Raw genomic sequence first — 20,702 nt, 5'->3', positions numbered from 1 at the left:
ATTGTCTAGCTCCAGCGCCTAGCCCCTCGATGGTCTACAGCCAATCCGTCCAAAAGGTTAAAAAGCAAACCTTTCGGCCGGCTCGTCTTGTGCTTGTCGGGGCTGACCAAGGCGCTTGCGCTTTTCTAAATAGGAAAACCAGCTTCACAAGAAAGCTGGTTTTTTAAAGAAATTATGTAGCCGCATTTGCCGTAGAGATATAAGAAAGTTTTAAACCACCACTCCTCAAAGTGGGTGTTCTCAGAAGCGTACCTGCGTGTCCTCCAGGTCTTATAGACAGAGGCATGTCATTTCGGCTTCGATAGTTAAACTCCCTTTTACAGCTTAAAGGTTAAAACTTTATTATGATTACGTACAACGCAGCTTGTATTGTTATAATACATTAAATCTTGGTGAAGTTCAATGTAAAAAAGCCCCAAATTTAATTAATAATTTGCAGTTCTTTTGGGAACTTAGTTAGTATTTTTGCTCCATTCGCAGTGATAAACACATCATCCTCAATTCGGACGCCAGCAACCTCTGGTACATAGATACCCGGTTCGATGGTGTAAACCATTCCCTCTTCAATTACTAAAGGGTTTGTCTCCGTTAATGAAGGATACTCATGGACACTAATCCCAAGACCATGGCCTAAGCGATGTGGGAAAAATTCTCCATATCCGGCATTTGAAATAATTCGCCGGGCAGTAAGGTCCACTTCTGCAGCGCTGACACCAGGCTTACTAGCGTCTATCGCAGCGAGTTGGGCTTTTAAGACCGTATCATAGATTTCCTTTTGCTTATCGTTAATCTCTCCATAAGCAACGGTTCTCGTAATATCAGAGCAATAACGGTCAACCACAACCCCTAAATCAAACAAGACAAGATCGCCTTTCTTAATTTTTGTTTCTCCTGGTGTACCATGAGGAGAAGCTGCGTTAGCCCCAGTTAGAACCATGGTCGAAAACGACATTTCAGTCACACCCTTTTGTTTAAGGGCGTACTCCAATGCATTAAGCACATCGAGTTCTGTTTTGCCTTCCTTTATTTCACTAACACCGAACTGAACAGCGTAATCAGCCAGTGTACAAGCTTCTTCAATGATTTTTAATTCCTGTGCATCTTTAATCATGCGAAGCATACGTAATTTTTCTTCTGCAGATACGAACGAAGCATGCGGAAACAAGTTTAAAAGTCGTTCGTAGCGCTCAACGTTCATATGTTCTTTTTCAATCGCAGCCTGCGAAACATGTTGGATTCTTTTATTAATCGAGTTTAGAATCATTTCCCACGGATTTTCAATGTCGCTGTAGCCGATGATATCATGCTCCCAGCCAGAACGTTTTGCATCGTGCACCTCCATTGAAGGGCAAACCAAGAATGGTTCCTCTTCCTGGAATACAGCAAGTGCCAACAGTCTCTCATGAGGATCGGTATAATAGCCGCTTAAATAAAAGACATTTTCTGAAGATGTCAGAAAGCTGACTTCAATTTCATTTTCCTTCATCCAAGTTTGAAGCTTAACTAATCGTTGTTTCATGACTAGGGGACCCCCTTACCTTAAAATCAAAACCAATCTGAGCGTAACAATATTAATGATAAATGTAAACTATCCAAACTTATCATGCTCTAAAAAGAGAGGGTTATGGGTATAAAGTAAGAAGGAATTCTTAAATTCTTATGGAAGACATAAAAAGAACTATAAAAAGGAGTTGTTAAGAATGAAAGTATCTTATCATGGGCATTCAGTTGTTCAAATTAACACGCAAGGAAAAAATATTATTATTGACCCGTTTATTACAGGTAACACATTAACCGATTTAAGGGCGGAAGACGTAAAAGTCGATGTAATCATTTTATCGCATGGCCATAATGACCATGTCGGGGATACAGTGGAGCTCGCCAAAAGGAATGATGCACTTGTGGTGGCAACGGACGAGCTGTCTACCTTCTTAAGCTGGCAGGGAGTAAAAACTCATGGGATGCATATTGGTGGATCCTATCAATTTGAGTTTGGAAGAATAAAGCTGACTCAGGCTTTCCATGGTTCAAGCTATGCAACAAATGATAATCAAATAATTTATTGCGGAATGCCGGCGGGAATACTCTTTATGAGTGAAGGGAAAACCATCTACCACGCAGGGGATACAGCTCTTTTCTCAGATATGAAATTAATTGGCGAGCGTCACCCAATCGACCTTGCCTTCCTGCCAATAGGTGATAACTATACAATGGGTCCGGAGGATGCTGCCTATGCGGCCGAACTGTTAAGAGCTAAAACAGTGGTTCCAATCCATTACAATACCTTCCCGCCAATTAAACAAGACCCTAATCAATTTATTGAAATGCTTTCCAATAAAAATGGGCTGGTATTAGCACCGGGTGAGGCAATAGAAATTTGATTGTTTAGAGGTTTTCACATACTTTTTTTCCTTCCGCTAGCATAAAATGAAACAAGCAGTCTTTTAGGAGGAAATGTATATGAAAAAGAACCGATATTTACTTTGCTTATTACTTGCGGGGGTTATGCTCTATTTTGCTGTACCCAGATTGTCCGTGAACCTTGACGGGGCACCAGGGATATTTTCCTTAACATGGCTGGCATTTGCTTTAATCGTTATTGCAGGGAATCTAACTGGACTTCTCTATAGTCCAAAGAAAACAGTCCGAAAAATGCAGTCAGGACGATTAAAGAAAAAGTCCCGTTCTTACTATTAATTTTTTAAAATTTAGCATTAGATCCGTAAAGCGCCTGTAAAGAAGGCGCTTTCCTATTTATAAATTGTGAGAAACCGCATTGAATCAAGGCATTCAACACTTTATAATGAAAAATAGGCATAATTCCGGTTTAAGACTGGATGAATTGGAATTCAAACAATAAAGGGTGAAGGTCTTGGCTACTAAGCATGAACAAATTTTGCAATACATTGATGGACTTCCGATAGGGGAAAAAATATCAGTGCGGCAAATCGCCAAGGCGATGACCGTAAGTGAAGGAACAGCCTATAGAGCGATAAAAGAAGCTGAAAATAAAGGATATGTCAGCACGATCGAACGGGTCGGCACGATTCGGATTGAGCGAAAAAAGAAAGAAAATATTGAAAAGCTGACATTTGCAGAAGTTGTAAATATTGTTGACGGCCAGGTGTTGGGCGGAAGAACCGGTTTACATAAAACACTTAATAAGTTCGTGATTGGTGCCATGAAACTAGAAGCCATGATGCGCTACACGGAAGCTGGCAACCTTCTCATTGTTGGTAACCGGACACAGGCACATGAGCTTGCTTTAAAAGCGGGAGCGGCTGTTTTAATTACCGGTGGATTTGATTCTGAAGACCATGTGAAAAAGCTTGCTGATAAACTGGAATTGCCGGTCATTTCAACTAGTTATGATACCTTCACGGTAGCAACGATGATAAACCGGGCCATTTATGACCAATTAATCAAAAAAGAAATCATCCTGGTAGAAGACATTTTAACACATCTTGAGGAAACCTATTATCTCAAAACAACAGATAAAGTGTCCAAGTGGCATGAGTTAAATCAAAAAACGACTCATAGCCGCTACCCTGTTGTCGATCAAAACATGAAAATCCAAGGAATGGCCACAAGTAAAGATATACTAGGCCAAGAATTAGATACTCCGATTGAAAAAATCATGACAAAAAATCCGATGACGGTGAACGGAAAAACAAGTGTCGCCTCAACAGCTCATACTATGGTTTGGGAAGGGATTGAGGTCCTGCCAGTTACCGATGATTCGAATCGTCTTGAGGGTATTATTAGTCGTCAAGATGTATTAAAGGCACTGCAAATGAATCAGCGTCAGCCGCAGGTTGGTGAAACAATAGACGATATCATTACTAACCAAATGGTCTTAGTCCAAGGGAAAGCTAAAGGAGAAGAAGTCTACTCCTGTGTAGTAACTCCCCAGATGACCAATCATCTTGGGACCATTTCTTACGGAGTATTCACCACAATTGTATCTGACGCGGCAAATCGGGTCTTGCGCAGCTATAAAAAAGGTGATTTGGTAGTAGAAAATATGACGATTTACTTTCTAAAACCGGTTCAAATGGAGAGTACTTTGGAAATTTTCCCTAAAATACTTGAAGTGGGCCGTAAATTTGGAAAAGTGGATGTCGAGGTTTTTAATGATGGAGTGTTGGTTGGCAAAGCGATGATGATGTGTCAGTTAATTGATCGAAATTAAAACTATTTACAAGAAAGCCGCTTCTCTCAAAAAAGAAGCGGCTCAACTTATTTTTGGGCTTCAAGACTATTAGCCTCTTCGATAGCAAAGGGCAGATAGTGCTTATATTTTTTGAAGCCAATCCAGCTGAAGTAAGCACCATAAATAGTAAAGATGGATGCAATAATGTATGATGTGGTAGTCTCAGATATAAAGAAAAGATGATTAATGCCAAATAAGCAGACAAAAAGGCCTAGAGCAATATTTGATTTTGCGGAAAGCCATTTCTTTTCAACTTGACGGTTGCTTCTAAAGTATTTTGTTTTATAAAATAAGTAGAAAGCAAATAAAACGACAATCAATACAACGAGTACAAACATTATTCAATCCCCCAAATTTCTAGAAGTCATCTATTATTTTAGCGTGGATTGAAAAAAAAAGCCATAATTGGTACATAAGGAGCAGTGTTCATGATTGAAGAAATTTTAAACGCGATTAAGCAATATGAAACAATTATTGTTCATCGTCATGTCCGTCCAGACCCCGATGCATACGGTTCACAAGGCGGATTAACAGCTATTTTAAAGGAATCCTTTCCGGAGAAAAAAATCTTTGCCGTAGGTCAGGAGGAGCCAACTCTAAATTTCCTGCGCCGGCTTGATGTGATTGAGGATGAGGTTTATAAAGGGGCATTGGTGATTGTTTGTGATACAGCTAATCAGGAAAGAATTGATGACCGCCGCTACAATTTAGGCGATAAATTAATTAAAATTGATCATCACCCAAACATGGAGCCCTATGGTGACTTGCTATGGGTCGATACAAACGCAAGTTCCTGCAGTGAAATGATTTATGAATTTTATCTAAAAGGTAAACAATTGGGCTTGAAAATGAATGACGAAGCGGCAAGACTATTGTTTGCGGGAATTGTTGGCGACACGGGAAGATTTTTATTTCCAAGCTCGACTGAAAAAACATTTGCTTATGCAGGTGAATTAATTCATTACAATTTTTCCCGTACTGAACTTTTTGACAGAATGTACGAATTAGATCCTAAGATCATTAAATTACAAGGTTATATCCTGCAAAACTTTGAACTACAGCCAAACGGTGTTGCTTCTGTTATGATTACGAAAGAATTACTTACAGAGTATGACGCAAGACCTGCAGAAGCATCCTTGCTTGTAGGTACACTTGGGGATGTAAAAGGCATCAAAGCGTGGGTCTTTTTCATAGAGGAAGAGAAACAAATCCGAGTAAGACTCCGTTCTAAGGGACCTGTTATTAATGTGGTCGCAAGGAAATTTAACGGCGGAGGACATCCACTTGCTTCGGGTGCAACGATTTATTCATGGGACGAAGTGGAACAAGTCGTTAATGAATTAGGGAAAGTTTGCGAGGCCTATACAAAATAGACTGCTAAACTAAAACGGCCCGCTTTCAGGGCCGTTTGTCTAGCTGCAGCGCCTAGGGGCTCTTAGGTCTAAGCCAATCCGTCAAGAAGGCTAAAAAGCAGCCTTCTCGCCGGCTCGTCTTATGCCTGTCGCCCCTGATCAAGGCGCTTCCGCTTTTCTTATTCAAAATCAATTTCTAGTTGGATAGTTAAGTTTGTATAAATCACCATTTCTTTCACTTTTAATTTATATCGTTTATCATTGATTTTTACTTGTTTATTTTCAATAATTTTTTTAATCAAGTCTTTACTTTTATAAACCGTGTCAATATCTTTTGCAAGCATCATACTGATGTCATCATGAACAGAATCTTCAGTTTCAAGCACACTCAACGAGTCTAGCTTATATTTTTCGGCGTTTGTAATTTTAATATAAATTTTCTGAACCGTTAGCTGTTCAATCTTACGTCGATTAATTTCCTTATACTCATCCTGCCATATCTTTTTCTCATTATTTAAGTCAACAATCTCCTGCTGCTGTTTTTGAATTAACTCCGTGTTTTCTTCCTGCCAAACACCGTAAATATATAGAAAGATACACCAGCTAATCGCTCCTCCAACCGCTGTTCCAGCAAAAAAACGCTGCCAGCCGGGTCTCTTGTATAATTGCGGGACCCTCATGACGATATATGCTCCTGGGTTAACCAATTAATGATGAGAGCTCCTGTCTGTGCACCGCCTAGGGCAGAAAGGATGAGTAATAGTTGTTTGAAAAGATCTTTTGTATCCGCATTGAATAAGCCTCTTTCAAAGGTGTATACCGCATCAAATGTTCCGCCAATCGCTGAAACGATTGCCCAAATCCTGAGTGCGGAGGATAACCGGTAGACGGTCGTAAGTGGGGGCTGCCCGGTTAAGAATGAAGCAATTCCACCAATTAAGGAACCGCCAAGCACGACTCCTAGCGCTATAAAGTAGCCCTCAATAAAAGCAGGAAAAAAACCAATTTCTTTCATGAGCAAACCGCCCTTACATATTGTTATATTCATTTATATGGACAAGAGTCTGGGAATATGAGTTAGCAAAAAAATAAGACCTTTTCAAGGCGCTTCCGCTTTTCTAAAAATAAGAACATATTTTCTTTTTTTCGTATTAAGCTCTATAATTAAATTAATGAAATTTTTTTAAGAAACGGTGTGACATTATGTCTTTTATTCACCTCCAAGTGTATAGTGCTTATAGCTTGTTAACAAGTACAGCCTCTATACCAAATTTAATTGAAAATGCTAAAAGTAAGGGATTTAGCGCCCTTGCCTTAACCGATCGGAATGTTATGTACGGGACGATTGAATTTTATAAACTTTGTAAGAAAAACAACCTTAAACCGATCATTGGTTTAACCGTAGATGTGGAAAGTGAAAGGTCGGAAAATGCTGCTTATCCACTTGTTTTACTCGCCGAAACAGAAGAAGGATTTAAAAACCTATTAAAAATATCAAGTGCTGTTCAAACAAAGTCCAAAAATGGAATCCCGTTTAAATGGCTGAAGTCTTATGCACAGGGGCTTATCGCGATTTCTCCAGGTTTAGAAGGGGAAATTGAACAATCACTTTTGAGCGGAAATCAGGATTATGCAAGAAGGTTAATCCGTAAGCTCGACTACATATTCGGGAATGGCAGCTTTTTCTTATCGGTTCAACAGCATCAGTTGGAAGGTGAAATCAGGATATTCAAACAGTTTCTTGACATTTCTAAGGAAGAAAACATTCCGCTTGTAGCCACAAACAGAGTTCATTATTTAGAGAAAGAAGATACTTTCGCGCACGAATGTTTATTAGCCATTAAAAATGGTGATAAACTCCAGGATGAGCATAGAGTAAAACTAGATAGCGACCAGTTTTATTTGAAGAGTGCCAAGGAAATGGTCGATAGCTTTTCAGAACATCCAGAAGTCTTGGAAAATTCCTTGAAAATTGCAGAACGTTGTACGGTAAATATTGAACTTAAGAAAACATATTTACCAACATTTCCAAACGATAATGGAGTTCCTGCTGAGGAATTTCTTGATCAACTGTGCCAAAAAGGATTGTATGAACGCTTTCCCAACCCGGGCGAGGAATATTTAGATCGATTGCAATTTGAACTTGCCGTAATTAAACGAATGAAGTTTAGCAACTATTTTTTAATTGTTTGGGATTTTATGAGATATGCCCGCGATCATAATATTTTAACTGGACCTGGACGGGGCTCGGCGGCAGGTTCGCTAGTTGCTTATGTACTGTATATCACAGATGTAGATCCCATTGAGCATAATCTATTATTTGAACGTTTTCTAAATCCAGAACGGGTATCAATGCCTGATATTGATATTGACTTTCCTGATCACCGCCGTGACGAGGTTATCGATTACGTTGCAAAAAAATATGGGGACATGCATGTGGCCCAAATCGTTACGTTTGGAACACTCGCTGCAAAAGCGGCTTTAAGGGATGTCGGCAGAGCGTTTGGCTTAAATACAAAAGAGTTGGAGTATTTATCAAGATTGGTTCCGGCTCGCTTAGGAATAGATTTAAAAGCCGCATTTAAAGAATCAGAATCATTAAGAAGGTTTGTGAAGGATACGCCGCTAAATCAAAGGCTTTTTGAGACAGCTCTCAAGCTTGAAGGGCTGCCTCGCCATACTTCCACACATGCTGCCGGTGTAGTCCTTAGTGAGAAGCAGCTAGTGGAGTTAATCCCGATTCAACGAGGATCGGGAAATGTATACTTAACCCAATATTCAATGGAACACCTTGAGGAGATTGGCTTACTAAAAATGGACTTTCTCGGTCTCCGAAATCTTTCACTGATTGAAACCATTTTATCTTCTATTTATCGAGATTCGGGAAAGAAGGTTGACATTAAGCAAGTGCCGCTAGTAGACACAAACACCTTTGAATTACTTGCACGAGGTGAAACCACCGGGATCTTTCAGCTTGAATCGGAGGGTATGAGGAAGGTATTGACGAGGTTAAAGCCGTCACGATTTGAAGATATCGTGGCAGTAAATGCCTTGTATCGCCCGGGGCCAATGGAAAACATTCCTCTCTATATTGACCGAAAACATGGTAGGGCGGCTGTTGATTATCCCCACCCTGATTTGGAGCCCATCTTAGAGAATACATATGGGGTTATTGTATACCAAGAGCAAATCATGCAGATTGCTTCTAAAATGGCCGGTTTTTCACTCGGTGAGGCGGATCTTTTGAGGAGAGCGGTTGGAAAAAAACAAAAAGAAGTGTTGGACAAGGAGCGCTATCACTTTGTTCAAGGAGCAATAAAAAAAGGATATACGGAAGAACTGGCGAATGAAATATATGATTTAATTGTCCGATTTGCAAATTATGGGTTTAATAGGAGCCATGCGGTCGCCTATAGTATGATTGCCTATCAGCTGGCATTTTTAAAAGCAAATTTTCCTGCACATTTTATGGCTGGGCTCCTTACCTCAGCCATTGGAAATGATACAAAAATTGCTCAATATATCATGGAAACGAGGCAAAAGGAGATCCAGGTCCTCCCTCCATCGATTAATCAAAGCAAATACTCCTTTCAGGTTGAAAGAGGTGGAATCCGCTATAGTTTGGCGGCAATTAAAAATGTCGGCGGTGCTGCCTTAAAGGAGATATTTCAAGCCAGGAAGCGGAAGAGATTTGATGATTTATTTGATTTTTGTATCAGAGTTTCTTCTAAAGCAGTTAACCGAAAAACACTTGAATTTCTAGTACATTCCGGTGCTTTTGATGAATTTGGCGAAGATCGTGCTGTTCTTTTAGCCAGCTTGGACGTTGCTATTGAACATGCTCAAATCTTTAAACCGGATGACGCTGATCAATTTGCCTTATTTGATGATGACATGATTCCGAAGCCGAAATACGTTCATGTGGATCCCATTAGTCTCGAGAATAAATTGACTTTTGAGAAAGAAGCACTTGGTTTTTACCTTTCTGACCATCCCATTTCCATTTATGAAAAAAAGCTGAAAGCTAGCGGAGCCTCGCTGTTATTTCAATTAAACCCGGAAATGAAAAGGGCTTTTTCAGGTGTTTATATTTCGGCCATGAAATCGATTCGTACAAAAAAGGGAGATTCGATGTCCTTTTTAACAATAAGTGATTCGAGCGGTGAAATGGAGGCTGTAGCGTTTCCAAATGTCTTTAAAAGGTTTCAGGGATTACTGAAACAAGGCAGCTTTGTCATTCTCGAGGGGAGAATTGAAGAAAGAGAGAACATGCTCCAATTTATCATCCAGCAGGTATTTGATATGGAACAGTGGCTAACAACCAATTTTAAGCAACAACCAGTTTTATATTTAAAAATTTCGGCTGGCATAAGTGAGGAAGCATCACTGCAAAAAATAAATCAGCTTTTAAGAGAAAATAAAGGAAACATCCCTGTTGTTCTTCACTATGAAGAAAGACGAAAAACGATAAGGTTAGGTGACGAATACAGGGTAAAACCCGAACCGTATTTCATGGAGAAACTAAGAAACATTCTAGGTTCAAAAAATGTGGTCCTAAAGGAATAATTCTTTACAACTTTCCTAGATATGTTATAGTGATAAAGAGACGAGTGTGGTCTGACCACTACAGCAGGCAATTAATTATTGGGTATTGATATTTTATATATATATTTTAGGGGTGACAGTTCTTGACTTTACGTGAAGAAGCATTACATATGCATCGAATTCATAAGGGGAAATTAGAGTCAAAATCAAAGGTTCCAGTTCGAAATGCTCATGATTTAAGTTTAGCCTATTCACCTGGTGTGGCGGAGCCATGTAAGGACATCTATGAAAAACCTGAAACTGTCTATGATTATACCATGAAAGGAAATATGGTTGCCGTAGTTTCCGACGGTACTGCTGTTTTAGGACTTGGCAATATTGGACCTGAAGCTGCTCTTCCAGTTATGGAGGGCAAAGCCGTTCTTTTCAAAAGCTTTGCCGGTGTGGATGCTTTTCCAATCTGTTTAAACACAACAGATGTGGATAAAATTGTTGAAACCGTTAAGTTGTTGGAACCAACCTTCGGAGGAGTGAATCTCGAAGATATTGCAGCTCCAAACTGTTTTGTGATCGAGGAAAGATTGAAAAGGGAAGCCAATATTCCTATTTTTCATGATGACCAGCATGGTACAGCGATTGTTACGGTAGCAGGACTAGTCAATGCCCTTAAACTTATTGGAAAGAAAATAACTGAAATTAAGGTAGTTGCAAGTGGGGCAGGAGCTGCTGGAATTGCAATTATCAAGTTGTTATATAGCTACGGAGTTAGAGACATCATCATGTGTGATACAAAAGGCGCGATTTATGAAGGCCGTCCGCATGGGATGAACTCAGTCAAAGCAGAAGTAGCGAAATTTACCAACCGAGATAATCAACAAGGAAGTCTCGCCGATGTCATTAAAGGTGCAGATGTCTTTATTGGTGTATCGGTTGCCGGAGCACTGACCAAGGAAATGGTTGCTTCGATGAACCAAGACTCAATTATTTTTGCCATGGCGAATCCTGATCCAGAGATTATGCCGGAAGAAGCTAAAGCAGCAGGGGCGAAAGTTGTCGGAACAGGTCGCTCTGACTTTCCGAACCAAGTAAACAATGTCCTAGCATTCCCTGGGATTTTCCGTGGAGCCCTTGATGTTCGGGCGACACATATTAATGAAAAAATGAAGGTAGCAGCAGTAGAGGCTATTGCCGGTCTAATTAACGAAGATGAACTACATGCAGACTATGTCATCCCAGCACCTTTTGACCCAAGAGTAGCACCAAATGTTGCTGCTGCAGTGGCCAAGGCAGCTATGGAAACAGGTGTAGCCCGTCTTAAAGTTGATCCGGAAGACGTAAAGGAAAGAACACAAAGGCTCGCAATCATTGGTAAAAGTGAGTGATTTCGTAAGTGACGAATTCCAAAGTTTATTTAGAGATTGTGAAGCAATTAAGAGAAATGATTACGATTGACGGTCTCAAGACCGGTGATAAAATTCCATCTGAACGTGAATTGTCGGAGCGCCTGAATTTCGGGCGCTCTTCCGTTCGCGAAGCATTAAGAGCGTTAGAGCTTCTTGGTTTAATTGAGACAAGAAGAGGCGAGGGAACGTTTATCAGAGATTTTCGCGGTCATCAGCTGGTTCAACTCCTTAGCACTTTTATTTTGCAGGACCAAAAAGCTATACGTGATGTGTTTGAAACCAAAAACTATATTGAAATGGATTGCTTGCATTTAGTACTCCAAAAAGCGGATAATCAGGAAATAAACAAGATTAAGGATTGGGTTGAAAAAACGGAACACTTCTCTGATGATGAATTTTTTCAGAGAATAATGGAACTGTCCGATAACCACTTATTCTTGCGATTGTGGTCTATCCTGAATGAGTATTATCATTCACTTGAAGAAAGTCATCTGACCTTTAAGCGGGAATATTATCTTAAATTAACAATCGCTTTAGCCGAAAAGGATCTTGAAAAAACACTATCTGCGTATAAAAAACTTCGAAATTTGTCAAACTCTACCGACAAATACTAACAGATTTTGAACTATGTTTATTTTATAGTGAAAGTTATACAAGCCTGTTAGGAGGGCTATTTTTTAGTCTAATACTGGTCTGACCACGTTTGAATCCAATAGGTATGAAGTGAAGGCAGGATAGAAAGACTTCTATAATAGCAGTAATTTGGAGAATCTTGCCAATGGCAGTCGCGTTACACAAGGGAGGTTTTAATTTGGCGCTTAAAGATCTTTTTACAAAAAATCAACCAAAAAAGAAAAAATATGCAACTATTCCAGAAACGGCTAAGATTGACGTGCCGGAAGGAATTATGTCTAAGTGTCCTTCATGTAAAAAAATTATGTATACAAAAGAATTAGTCAAAAACGCAAAGGTATGCCTGCATTGCGGCTATCATTTTCAGATGACAGCAAAAGAGCGGATCGATAGTTTTATTGACGAAGAAAGTTTTGTGGAATTAAACGAGGAAATGATTTCAAAGAATCCACTTAATTTTCCGGACTATCTGGAAAAGCTTGAAAAAGACCGGCAAAAAAGCAATCTAAATGAAGCGGTTGTAACCGGCATGGGGTCTGTTAACGGCAATAAAATTGTCTTGGCTATTATGGATGCCTCTTTCCGAATGGGGAGTATGGGTTCAGTCGTTGGTGAAAAAATAACCCGAGCGATTGAAAAAGCAGATGAACTGTCACTTCCATTTATTATCTTTACAGCATCAGGCGGGGCGAGAATGCAAGAAGGTGCTTTGAGTTTGATGCAAATGGCCAAGACAAGTGTTGCCTTAAAGAGATTTAGTAATAATGGCGGCCTTATTATCTCAATTATGACTCACCCGACAACAGGGGGGGTTTCTGCAAGTTTTGCCTCCTTGGGGGATTATAACTTTGCCGAACCAGGAGCATTAATTGCCTTTGCAGGCCGAAGAGTTATTGAACAATCTATTCGTGAGGAATTGCCTGAGGACTTCCAGACGGCTGAGTTTCTCTTAAAGCATGGACAGTTAGATGCGATTATTCCTCGTTTGGAAATGGTAGAACAAATTACCAACATATTAGAAATTCATCAATCTGGAGGTGAACTCGATTGGTAGGAGAATTAGAATTCGAACGCCCTATTGTGGAGTTAAGAAAGAAAATTGCTGAAATAAAAGAGTTCACTAAAACAGCAGATGTTGATTTAAGCACGGAAATCAAAAAGTTAGAGGCCCGGCTTGAAAAACTTGAGCAGGATATATATGAAAATATTAAACCTTGGGACAGGGTTCAAATAGCCCGTCTAGCCAGCAGGCCAACAACACTTGATTATATTTCGTATCTCTTTGACGGCTTTTTTGAGTGCCATGGTGACCGGACCTTTGCCGATGATGAGGCCATAGTTGGCGGTGTTGCCAAGTTTAAAGGATTACCTGTTACAGTGATTGGTCATCAGCGCGGGAAAGATACGAAAGAAAATATTCGCAGAAATTTTGGAATGCCTCATCCTGAAGGCTACCGAAAAGCATTGCGATTAATGAAGCAGGCTGATAAATTTAATCGCCCGATTATTTGCTTTATTGACACAAAAGGAGCTTATCCAGGAAAAGCGGCTGAAGAACGAGGTCAAAGCGAAGCCATTGCTCGGAATCTGTTTGAAATGGCGGGTCTTCGGGTCCCGGTAATTTGTGTTGTGATTGGTGAGGGCGGCAGCGGCGGTGCCTTAGCGCTTGGCGTTGGCAACCGTATTTATATGCTCGAAAATTCAACTTACTCCGTTATTTCTCCTGAAGGAGCAGCTGCTATTTTGTGGAAGGATGCGTCTCTTGCAAAAAATGCAGCTGAAACAATGCGAATTACCGCTCCTGACCTAAAAGATCTGGGCATTATTGATGATATTATTCCAGAAATTAAAGGTGGCGCTCAAAAGGACGTAAAACAGCAGGCAGAGGAAATTGAAAAGATGCTGAAAGCTTCACTAACAGACTTATTAAAACTATCAGAAGAAGAATTAATAGCGGACCGGTATAACCGGTTTAGAACGATTGGCGAATACACAGTAGCGAAAGATTACATTAGTGTAAATTAAAAAATCGTGCTCTCCATGGGCACGTTTTTTTAATTTTGTTGTTCACAGATTTTTCACGAAAAATCCCTTAAATTGTTAAAGATAACGATTACAAATGGATATAAAGCGCTACCAGTTTACTAATTATTCCGTCTATTATAATTACTAATATGAATCGGTTGTTAACGCGTTTTCTTCATGTTATTTTATAAATATTCGAGGATTTTATGTTAATAATAATAAAGTACTAAGAAGTGTAGGCTTAATTAATTCTTTTACTAACAAAGTGTACATACGGTTCAAATTTATTTCTGAGGTGATAAACATGAAAAAAATAGGCGTACTTACAAGTGGGGGAGATTCCCCGGGGATGAATCCAGCCATACGTGCTGTTGTCCGTAAAGCAATTTTTCATAATGTAGATGTTTATGGTATTTATGGCGGCTATGCAGGATTAGTTAGTGGGAATATAAAAAAACTTGAGCTTGGTTCTGTAGGAGATATCATTCACCGCGGAGGCACAATGCTTCAGTCTGCCCGTCTACCGGAATTTGCAAATAAAGAAGTACAAAAAAAAGGAATTGAGCAGCTTCTTGCTCACGGGATTGAGGGACTTGTTGTAATCGGTGGTGACGGTTCCTACCGCGGCGCAAAAGCCTTAACTGAGCAAGGATATCCATGTGTTGGTGTACCTGGAACGATAGATAATGATATCCCAGGAACAGAATTAACTATCGGCTTTGATACGGCCCTTAATACAGTTATTGATGCGATTGATAAAATTCGTGATACAGCAACATCCCATGAAAGAACATTTGTTATTGAAGTAATGGGACGTAATGCCGGTGACATAGCTTTATGGGCTGGACTTGCAGGCGGCGCGGAAACCATTTTAATTCCCGAAGAAAATTATGATATGAGAGAAGTGGCTGAAAGGCTGCGCAGTGGACATGAACGCGGCAAAAAGCATAGTATTATTGTCGTGGCAGAAGGCGTATGCAGTGGCTACGAATTTGCCCGCCAGCTTAAAGAAACCACTGAATTTGATACAAGAGTCTCGGTTCTAGGTCATATCCAGCGCGGCGGTTCACCAACCGTAGCAGATAGGGTGCTTGCCAGCAGGCTTGGCGCACGCGCGGTTGAACTGCTAATTGAAGGAAAAGGCGGACGTGCCGTAGGAATTGAAAATAATAAGCTTGTTGACTACGATATTATTGAGGCCTTAGAGAAAAAACACACGCTCGATCTTGACTTATTTAGATTATCTAAGGAATTATCAATATAGGAATTTGAAGTTGTCTTTTCTAAAATAGGAGGAAAAAAGCATGCTACGAAAAACAAAAATCGTTTGTACGATTGGACCTGCAAGCGAAACAGTGGAAAAATTAACTCAATTAATTAATTCGGGTATGAATGTTGCCCGATTAAATTTTTCTCATGGAGATTTTGAAGAACATGGGGCAAGAATCAAAAATATCCGGGAAGCCTCAAAGCAAACTGGAAAGACCGTAGCCATCCTGCTCGATACAAAGGGGCCGGAAATCCGTACCAATAATATGCAAAACGGAGCGATTGAGCTTGAAGCAGGTAAGAATATCATTATTTCCATGACAGAGGTAGAAGGTACAACTGAGAAATTTTCTGTTACATACCCTGGACTAATTGAAGATGTACATGTAGGCTCAAGAATTCTTTTAGACGATGGATTAATCGGTCTTGAAGTAATCGAAATCAATCAAGCTGAAAAAGAAATTTATACTAAAATTTTAAATAGCGGTACCTTAAAGAATAAAAAAGGTGTAAACGTTCCTGGAGTATCGGTTAATTTACCAGGGATAACAGAAAAAGACACCCAAGATATTTTATTTGGGATTGAGCAGGGTGTTGATTTCATCGCAGCATCATTTGTTCGCCGCGCTAAAGATGTATTAGAAATTCGTCAGCTTTTAGAAGAAAATAATGGAACAAACATTCATATCATCCCTAAAATTGAAAATCAAGAAGGCGTAGATAACATCGATGAAATTCTTGAAATTTCTGATGGTTTAATGGTTGCGCGTGGAGACCTTGGCGTAGAAATTCCTGCTGAAGAAGTACCACTAGTGCAAAAAATGCTCATTAAGAAGTGTAATGCTCTAGGAAAACCTGTAATTACAGCTACGCAAATGCTTGATTCTATGCAGCGTAACCCTAGACCAACTCGTGCAGAAGCGAGTGACGTTGCAAATGCCATTTTTGATGGTACCGATGCCATTATGTTATCTGGTGAAACAGCTGCAGGACAATACCCTGTAGAAGCCGTACAAACCATGCATAACATTGCGTCAAGAGCGGAACAAGCTTTGGATCATAGAGAAATCTTATCAAGCCGCAGTAAGGACACAGAGCACAATCTTACCGATGCAATTGGACAATCTGTAGCCCATACCGCTTTAAATCTTGAGGTTAAGTCGATTATTACACCAACAGAGAGCGGTCACACGGCTAAAATGATTTCTAAATATCGTCCAAAAGCAGCTATTGTTGCGGTGACAGCTAATGAGCATACAGTTCGTCGTTTACAATTGGTTTGGGGTGTTTATTCACAGCTAGGCAGAACCTCAACAACTACGGATGAAATGCTGGATACTGCTGTTGAATCAAGCCTAGAAAGCGGTCTTGTTAAACATGGTGAATTAGTTGTCATTACTGCTGGCGTACCTGTTGGAGAAGCAGGCACAACGAACTTAATGAAGATTCATGTGGTTGGGGACATCATTACAAAGGCTCAAGGCATTGGACGCCGTTCTGCTTTTGGTAAAGTAGTCGTGGCACATGATGCAAAGGAAGCATTGGATAAAGTAAAGCCAGGAACGATCCTTGTTACAATCGGAACCGATCGTGATATGATGCCTGCAATTGAAAAGTGTGCAGCACTTATTACTCAAGAAGGTGGATTAACCAGCCATGCTGCTGTGGTTGGCCTTAACTTGAGCATTCCAGTCATCGTTGGAGTGGACCGTGCCCTTGAGTTATTTAAAGATGGTCAGGAAATTACCGTTGATGCAACAAGAGGAATCGTCTACAACGGTCATGCAAGTGTACTATAAACGTTTAAGCACTTTTTAACTGAGCAAATAAAAAAACGTCAGCATCCATTTAATTTGGTGCTGACGTTTTTTAATAATCTTCTTGGATCTCTTAGGTATATCATATTTCACGACCTTTAATAAACGCCCAGATATCATGGAAAACATTTGCACGATAAAGTGTGCTGATAATCACAAGGGTAACTGGTCCAACAATTAATCCTAAAAATCCTATTAATTTAAAGCCAACAAATAAGGCGATAAGAGTTGCTAACGGATCTAGGCCGATACTCGATGATAGGATCTTTGGCTCCATGATCTGACGCTGTACAAGGACAATAATATAAAGAACACCTAAACCAATGGCAAGCCCCATATCACCGTTAATGGAAGCATAAATAATCCATGGTACAAAGACTGCCCCTGTTCCCAAGTAGGGAATAATATCAACAATCCCTGTTGCTAATGCTATGGTAATAGCATAATCTACTCTAAGGATGAGCAAACCTATTAGAATAATGACAGTTGTGATCGATATAAGAGTAAGCTGTGCTTTAATAAAACCGAATAACGCCTTTTTTAAGTCGGCGAAAACCGTCTTACCACTTGTTTTCGCTTTTTGTGGAAGTATCCTGCCGCCCATTGCAGACAAATGATACCAATCCTTGCTGATAAAGAAGGTTGCTAATAAAGAGAAAATGAGGACAGTTGCAGCGTTGGGAAACCAAGAAAGGATATTAGGGATATTTCCGAATAGATTTTTAATAAAGGTCCCAACCGTTGAGCCGATTTTTGCCCCTACATTTTGAATATTACCAATAATCGTGTCCTGTTGGCCTGCTTCCAGTTTATTGAATACACTTGTTAATTGGTTGTATAAGGGGATAATTTGGGCTGTAAAATAATCCTCTAAATAATTAATCAGTGTATCAAGATGTTCTGGAACCACTGTAGCCAAGTAGGCAGCACCAGAGACAATCTCTGCGACTAAAAGCGTAATTAAACCAGCACAAAAAGCAAATATCACGATTAATGAGATTAGGACAGCAAGAACGCGCGGCATTTTTGCCTTTTTCTCAAGCAGATCGACTAAAGGATTAATCAGAAAGGCTATGATAAGACCTATTAAAAATGGATACGTGACTTTTGATAAAAAATAAAACAGATACAACGCCAAACACACACCGCCAACTACGAGTAATAATCGTATGGTCCGGTATATATATTTAAGCTCCAAAAACAGCCCTCCTATAGTAATTAATAACTTCAGTTTAACATTTTATGTTCAAAACTGCATAATTTTCCAGAAAATTTATTCTCTGAAAATATTACGAACCAACTTAGAAAAAGTTTCACTAGATCATAAAAAAGAAAAAAGGCAGATGGCTATTCCAGGCTGTGAAAAAATAGTATGGTAAGATAATTTGGAAAGGATTGGTGAACAATGCTAAGCGAGTCATTATTATTCCTCTTGCTTTTACTCGTCATCGGATTAATTGCGAAAAATAGTTCCTTGATGATTGCTATTGTTGTCTTGCTATTATTGAAGGCTGGGGGGTTAGAGGCTAAATCCTTTTCCTTTATTCAGTCTAAGGGAATTAACTGGGGGGTAACGCTGATTACTATTGCTGTACTGGCCCCAATTGCCAGCGGGGATATCGGCTTTAAAGACTTAACCTCATCCTTTAAGTCACCATATGCTTGGATTGCGCTTATTTCGGGGATGCTGGTGGCACTACTTGCAAAGGGGGGCGTCAAACTGTTGGCAGATGACCCGCAGATCACTACCGCATTAGTACTAGGTACGATTCTGTCTGTTTCTATATTTAAGGGTGTAGCAGTAGGGCCTCTGATTGGTGCTGGGATCGCCTATACCGCCATGAAAATTTTTGGTTTTTTTACCTAGATTTTTTGTAAAATAATATTTTTTTGCTTTTTTCGGTGTCTTTCCATTCACAAAAATCTGATAATTGTTTATAATAGGCTTGTAAGCGTATCCTTATTTACATAAACTATATATAAATGGTGAATTACTTTTAAAGTCTTTTTTTAAATGATTTTTAAAAAGAAACCTTTCTTGGATTGATTCCGAGCAATCGCTCAGTCCATAAAAAGAAAGAAAAAGATAGGCGTCACTTGACTAAGTCAAATACTATATATCAAGCTTTTAACTCAGGCTGAAACTGATAATTGCTTTCAGTTGTAATAAGTATTTTTGCCTTAAGGAAAATATAACTGTCTTATCAGGCATAAGTGTAATGATGAGCTGACTATTAGTAAATGTCAGCAGTTTGGTTTTTTTAGAAAGATGGGGAAATTTAGAATGTGAGGAGAGATTTTTCTATGACAGTAACACGCGGTCTTGAAGGGGTAGTGGCTACAACATCTTCCATAAGCTCTATTATTGATGACACACTGACATATGTTGGCTATGACATTGATGACTTAGCCGTAAATGCCAGCTTTGAAGAGGTCATTTATTTATTATGGCATCGAAGATTACCAAATGCAGAAGAATTAGCAGAGTTAAAAACACAGCTAGCTGAAAACTCAGCACTGCCAGATGAAGTCATCCAGCACTTTAAGATGTATCCGATTGAGAAGGTACATCCAATGGCAGCCCTTCGTTCAGCAGTTTCATTATTAGGTTTATATGATGACGAAGCGGACTTAATGGACGATGAAGCCAACTATCGCAAAGCAGTTCGCCTCCAAGCGAAAATGCCGGCAATTGTTACTACGTTCGCACGTGTTAGAAAAGGGCTTGAACCAGTGGCGCCAAGAAAAGATCTAAGCTTTGCAGCCAACTTCTTATATATGTTAACCGGCAAAGAACCTGAACCAATTGCGGTAGAAGCGATGAATAAGGCATTGGTGTTACACGCGGATCATGAATTGAATGCATCTACCTTCACTGCCCGCGTATGTGTTGCGACATTATCTGATGTTTATTCAGGTGTCACATCAGCTATTGGGGCTTTAAAAGGGCCTCTTCATGGCGGTGCAAACGAAGCGGTAATGAAAATGTTAACTGAAATTAGCACACTCGAAAACGTAGAACCATACGTTCGAGGCAAGCTTGCCAACAAAGAAAAAATCATGGGCTTTGGCCACAGGGTATATCGTAAAGGTGATCCTCGTGCCAAGCACTTGAAAGAAATGTCTAAAAAATTAACAGAGCTAACTGGTGCACCGCACTGGTATGATATGTCTGTTCAGATTGAAGCCATTGTTACAGGTGAAAAGAAATTACCGCCAAACGTTGATTTTTATTCAGCTTCTGTATACCATAGCTTAGGAATCGATCATGATTTAATGACACCAATCTTTGCTGTAAGCCGTGTATCAGGCTGGTTAGCTCATATCCTAGAACAATATGAAAATAACCGTTTGATCCGTCCACGTGCGGAATATACAGGCCCAGGCATGCAAAAATATGTGCCAATTGAGCAAAGAGGTTAATATTTTACTTTTTTTCAAAAAA

The 20,702-nt window shown here is 39.7% G+C and carries 18 protein-coding genes and 1 other RNA gene; 13 read left to right on the top strand and 6 right to left on the bottom strand.

Features of this window, described 5'->3' with window-relative positions:
- Window positions 1-173 precede the first annotated feature (173 nt).
- Together ssrS and COD92_RS24195 are read right to left on the bottom strand one after the other, a co-directional pair.
- A non-coding RNA gene (gene ssrS, locus COD92_RS24200) (6S RNA) lies at window positions 174-369 on the bottom strand.
- A 52-nt stretch (window positions 370-421) separates the two neighbouring features.
- Complete coding sequence (locus COD92_RS24195) at window positions 422-1,519, bottom strand: M24 family metallopeptidase (protein ID WP_098532810.1); 1,098 nt, start codon at window positions 1,517-1,519, stop codon at window positions 422-424.
- A gap of 181 nt (window positions 1,520-1,700) precedes the next feature.
- On the opposite strand from COD92_RS24195, the gene COD92_RS24190 reads away from it, so the two are divergent.
- From COD92_RS24190 to COD92_RS24180, 3 genes are all read left to right on the top strand, one after another.
- Window positions 1,701-2,381 carry a metal-dependent hydrolase gene (locus tag COD92_RS24190; protein ID WP_098532808.1) on the top strand — a complete coding sequence of 227 codons (681 nt, stop codon included), beginning with the start codon at window positions 1,701-1,703 and terminating at the stop codon, window positions 2,379-2,381.
- A gap of 79 nt (window positions 2,382-2,460) precedes the next feature.
- Window positions 2,461-2,697, top strand: a complete 237-nt coding sequence (locus COD92_RS24185) for a hypothetical protein (RefSeq protein ID WP_098532806.1) — start codon at window positions 2,461-2,463, stop codon at window positions 2,695-2,697.
- A 175-nt stretch (window positions 2,698-2,872) separates the two neighbouring features.
- Window positions 2,873-4,192 (top strand): CBS domain-containing protein, encoded by a 1,320-nt coding sequence (locus COD92_RS24180; protein ID WP_098532804.1) that lies wholly within the window; start codon window positions 2,873-2,875, stop codon window positions 4,190-4,192.
- Window positions 4,193-4,239: 47 nt separating this feature from the next.
- Here COD92_RS24180 and COD92_RS24175 read toward each other — a convergent pair whose 3' ends face one another.
- Window positions 4,240-4,551, bottom strand: a complete 312-nt coding sequence (locus COD92_RS24175; RefSeq protein ID WP_098532802.1) for a YtpI family protein — start codon at window positions 4,549-4,551, stop codon at window positions 4,240-4,242.
- A 90-nt stretch (window positions 4,552-4,641) separates the two neighbouring features.
- Between COD92_RS24175 and COD92_RS24170 the strand changes: the two genes are divergently transcribed.
- Window positions 4,642-5,586, top strand: coding sequence for a DHH family phosphoesterase (locus tag COD92_RS24170; protein ID WP_098532800.1), 945 nt, complete (start codon window positions 4,642-4,644; stop codon window positions 5,584-5,586).
- Window positions 5,587-5,744: 158 nt separating this feature from the next.
- Here the strand turns inward: COD92_RS24170 and ytrI are convergent, their stop codons facing one another.
- Together ytrI and ytrH are read right to left on the bottom strand one after the other, a co-directional pair.
- The gene (gene ytrI, locus COD92_RS24165; protein ID WP_098532798.1) at window positions 5,745-6,245 is read right to left on the bottom strand and encodes a sporulation membrane protein YtrI; all 501 of its coding nucleotides are present in this window, start codon (window positions 6,243-6,245) and stop codon (window positions 5,745-5,747) included.
- Complete coding sequence (ytrH, locus tag COD92_RS24160; protein ID WP_098532796.1) at window positions 6,242-6,580, bottom strand: sporulation membrane protein YtrH; 339 nt, start codon at window positions 6,578-6,580, stop codon at window positions 6,242-6,244. The genes ytrI and ytrH overlap by 4 nt, the downstream gene beginning before the upstream one ends.
- 188 nt (window positions 6,581-6,768) lie before the next feature.
- Between ytrH and dnaE the strand changes: the two genes are divergently transcribed.
- The 7 genes from dnaE to pyk all read left to right on the top strand — a co-directional run bounded on the left by dnaE (window position 6,769) and on the right by pyk (window position 17,239).
- Window positions 6,769-10,131, top strand: coding sequence for a DNA polymerase III subunit alpha (gene dnaE, locus COD92_RS24155; protein WP_098532794.1), 3,363 nt, complete (start codon window positions 6,769-6,771; stop codon window positions 10,129-10,131).
- Between the two features lie 122 nt (window positions 10,132-10,253).
- Window positions 10,254-11,492 carry an NADP-dependent malic enzyme gene (gene ystJ, locus COD92_RS24150; protein ID WP_098532792.1) on the top strand — a complete coding sequence of 413 codons (1,239 nt, stop codon included), beginning with the start codon at window positions 10,254-10,256 and terminating at the stop codon, window positions 11,490-11,492.
- 8 nt (window positions 11,493-11,500) lie between these two features.
- Window positions 11,501-12,127: a FadR/GntR family transcriptional regulator gene (locus COD92_RS24145; RefSeq protein WP_255286835.1), complete on the top strand. Its 627-nt coding sequence runs from the start codon at window positions 11,501-11,503 to the stop codon at window positions 12,125-12,127.
- Between the two features lie 164 nt (window positions 12,128-12,291).
- Window positions 12,292-13,200 carry an acetyl-CoA carboxylase, carboxyltransferase subunit beta gene (gene accD, locus COD92_RS24140; RefSeq protein ID WP_098532790.1) on the top strand — a complete coding sequence of 303 codons (909 nt, stop codon included), beginning with the start codon at window positions 12,292-12,294 and terminating at the stop codon, window positions 13,198-13,200.
- Window positions 13,194-14,171, top strand: coding sequence for an acetyl-CoA carboxylase carboxyl transferase subunit alpha (gene accA, locus COD92_RS24135; RefSeq protein ID WP_098532788.1), 978 nt, complete (start codon window positions 13,194-13,196; stop codon window positions 14,169-14,171). The genes accD and accA overlap by 7 nt, the downstream gene beginning before the upstream one ends.
- A gap of 304 nt (window positions 14,172-14,475) precedes the next feature.
- Window positions 14,476-15,435, top strand: a complete 960-nt coding sequence (gene pfkA, locus COD92_RS24130; RefSeq protein WP_098532786.1) for a 6-phosphofructokinase — start codon at window positions 14,476-14,478, stop codon at window positions 15,433-15,435.
- Window positions 15,436-15,475: 40 nt separating this feature from the next.
- Entirely contained in the window at window positions 15,476-17,239 is a 1,764-nt protein-coding gene (pyk, locus tag COD92_RS24125; RefSeq protein WP_098532784.1) for a pyruvate kinase, read from the top strand.
- Window positions 17,240-17,339: 100 nt separating this feature from the next.
- Here pyk and ytvI read toward each other — a convergent pair whose 3' ends face one another.
- Window positions 17,340-18,455 (bottom strand): sporulation integral membrane protein YtvI, encoded by a 1,116-nt coding sequence (gene ytvI, locus COD92_RS24120; RefSeq protein ID WP_098532782.1) that lies wholly within the window; start codon window positions 18,453-18,455, stop codon window positions 17,340-17,342.
- A 207-nt stretch (window positions 18,456-18,662) separates the two neighbouring features.
- On the opposite strand from ytvI, the gene COD92_RS24115 reads away from it, so the two are divergent.
- Together COD92_RS24115 and citZ are read left to right on the top strand one after the other, a co-directional pair.
- Window positions 18,663-19,124, top strand: a complete 462-nt coding sequence (locus COD92_RS24115; protein ID WP_098532780.1) for a DUF441 domain-containing protein — start codon at window positions 18,663-18,665, stop codon at window positions 19,122-19,124.
- A gap of 437 nt (window positions 19,125-19,561) precedes the next feature.
- Complete coding sequence (citZ, locus tag COD92_RS24110) at window positions 19,562-20,680, top strand: citrate synthase (protein WP_098532778.1); 1,119 nt, start codon at window positions 19,562-19,564, stop codon at window positions 20,678-20,680.
- Window positions 20,681-20,702 lie beyond the last annotated feature (22 nt).

It is taken from the genome of Bacillus sp. AFS037270 (assembly GCF_002585305.1).
This window is presented reverse-complemented; position numbering and strand designations above follow the sequence as displayed.

Excerpts from the sequence above, each read along its gene's own strand:
- ytrI (WP_098532798.1), bottom strand. The coding sequence starts at position 6,245 with ATGAGGGTCCCGCAATTATACAAGAGACCCGGCTGGCAGCGTTTTTTT.
- accD (WP_098532790.1), top strand. The coding sequence starts at position 12,292 with ATGGCAGTCGCGTTACACAAGGGAGGTTTTAATTTGGCGCTTAAAGAT.
- citZ (WP_098532778.1), top strand. The coding sequence starts at position 19,562 with ATGACAGTAACACGCGGTCTTGAAGGGGTAGTGGCTACAACATCTTCC.
- COD92_RS24190 (WP_098532808.1), top strand. The coding sequence starts at position 1,701 with ATGAAAGTATCTTATCATGGGCATTCAGTTGTTCAAATTAACACGCAA.
- pfkA (WP_098532786.1), top strand. The coding sequence starts at position 14,476 with ATGAAAAAAATAGGCGTACTTACAAGTGGGGGAGATTCCCCGGGGATG.
- pyk (WP_098532784.1), top strand. The coding sequence starts at position 15,476 with ATGCTACGAAAAACAAAAATCGTTTGTACGATTGGACCTGCAAGCGAA.
- COD92_RS24195 (WP_098532810.1), bottom strand. The coding sequence starts at position 1,519 with ATGAAACAACGATTAGTTAAGCTTCAAACTTGGATGAAGGAAAATGAA.
- COD92_RS24175 (WP_098532802.1), bottom strand. The coding sequence starts at position 4,551 with ATGTTTGTACTCGTTGTATTGATTGTCGTTTTATTTGCTTTCTACTTA.
- ytrH (WP_098532796.1), bottom strand. The coding sequence starts at position 6,580 with ATGAAAGAAATTGGTTTTTTTCCTGCTTTTATTGAGGGCTACTTTATA.
- COD92_RS24185 (WP_098532806.1), top strand. The coding sequence starts at position 2,461 with ATGAAAAAGAACCGATATTTACTTTGCTTATTACTTGCGGGGGTTATG.
- COD92_RS24170 (WP_098532800.1), top strand. The coding sequence starts at position 4,642 with ATGATTGAAGAAATTTTAAACGCGATTAAGCAATATGAAACAATTATT.
- dnaE (WP_098532794.1), top strand. The coding sequence starts at position 6,769 with ATGTCTTTTATTCACCTCCAAGTGTATAGTGCTTATAGCTTGTTAACA.
- COD92_RS24115 (WP_098532780.1), top strand. The coding sequence starts at position 18,663 with ATGCTAAGCGAGTCATTATTATTCCTCTTGCTTTTACTCGTCATCGGA.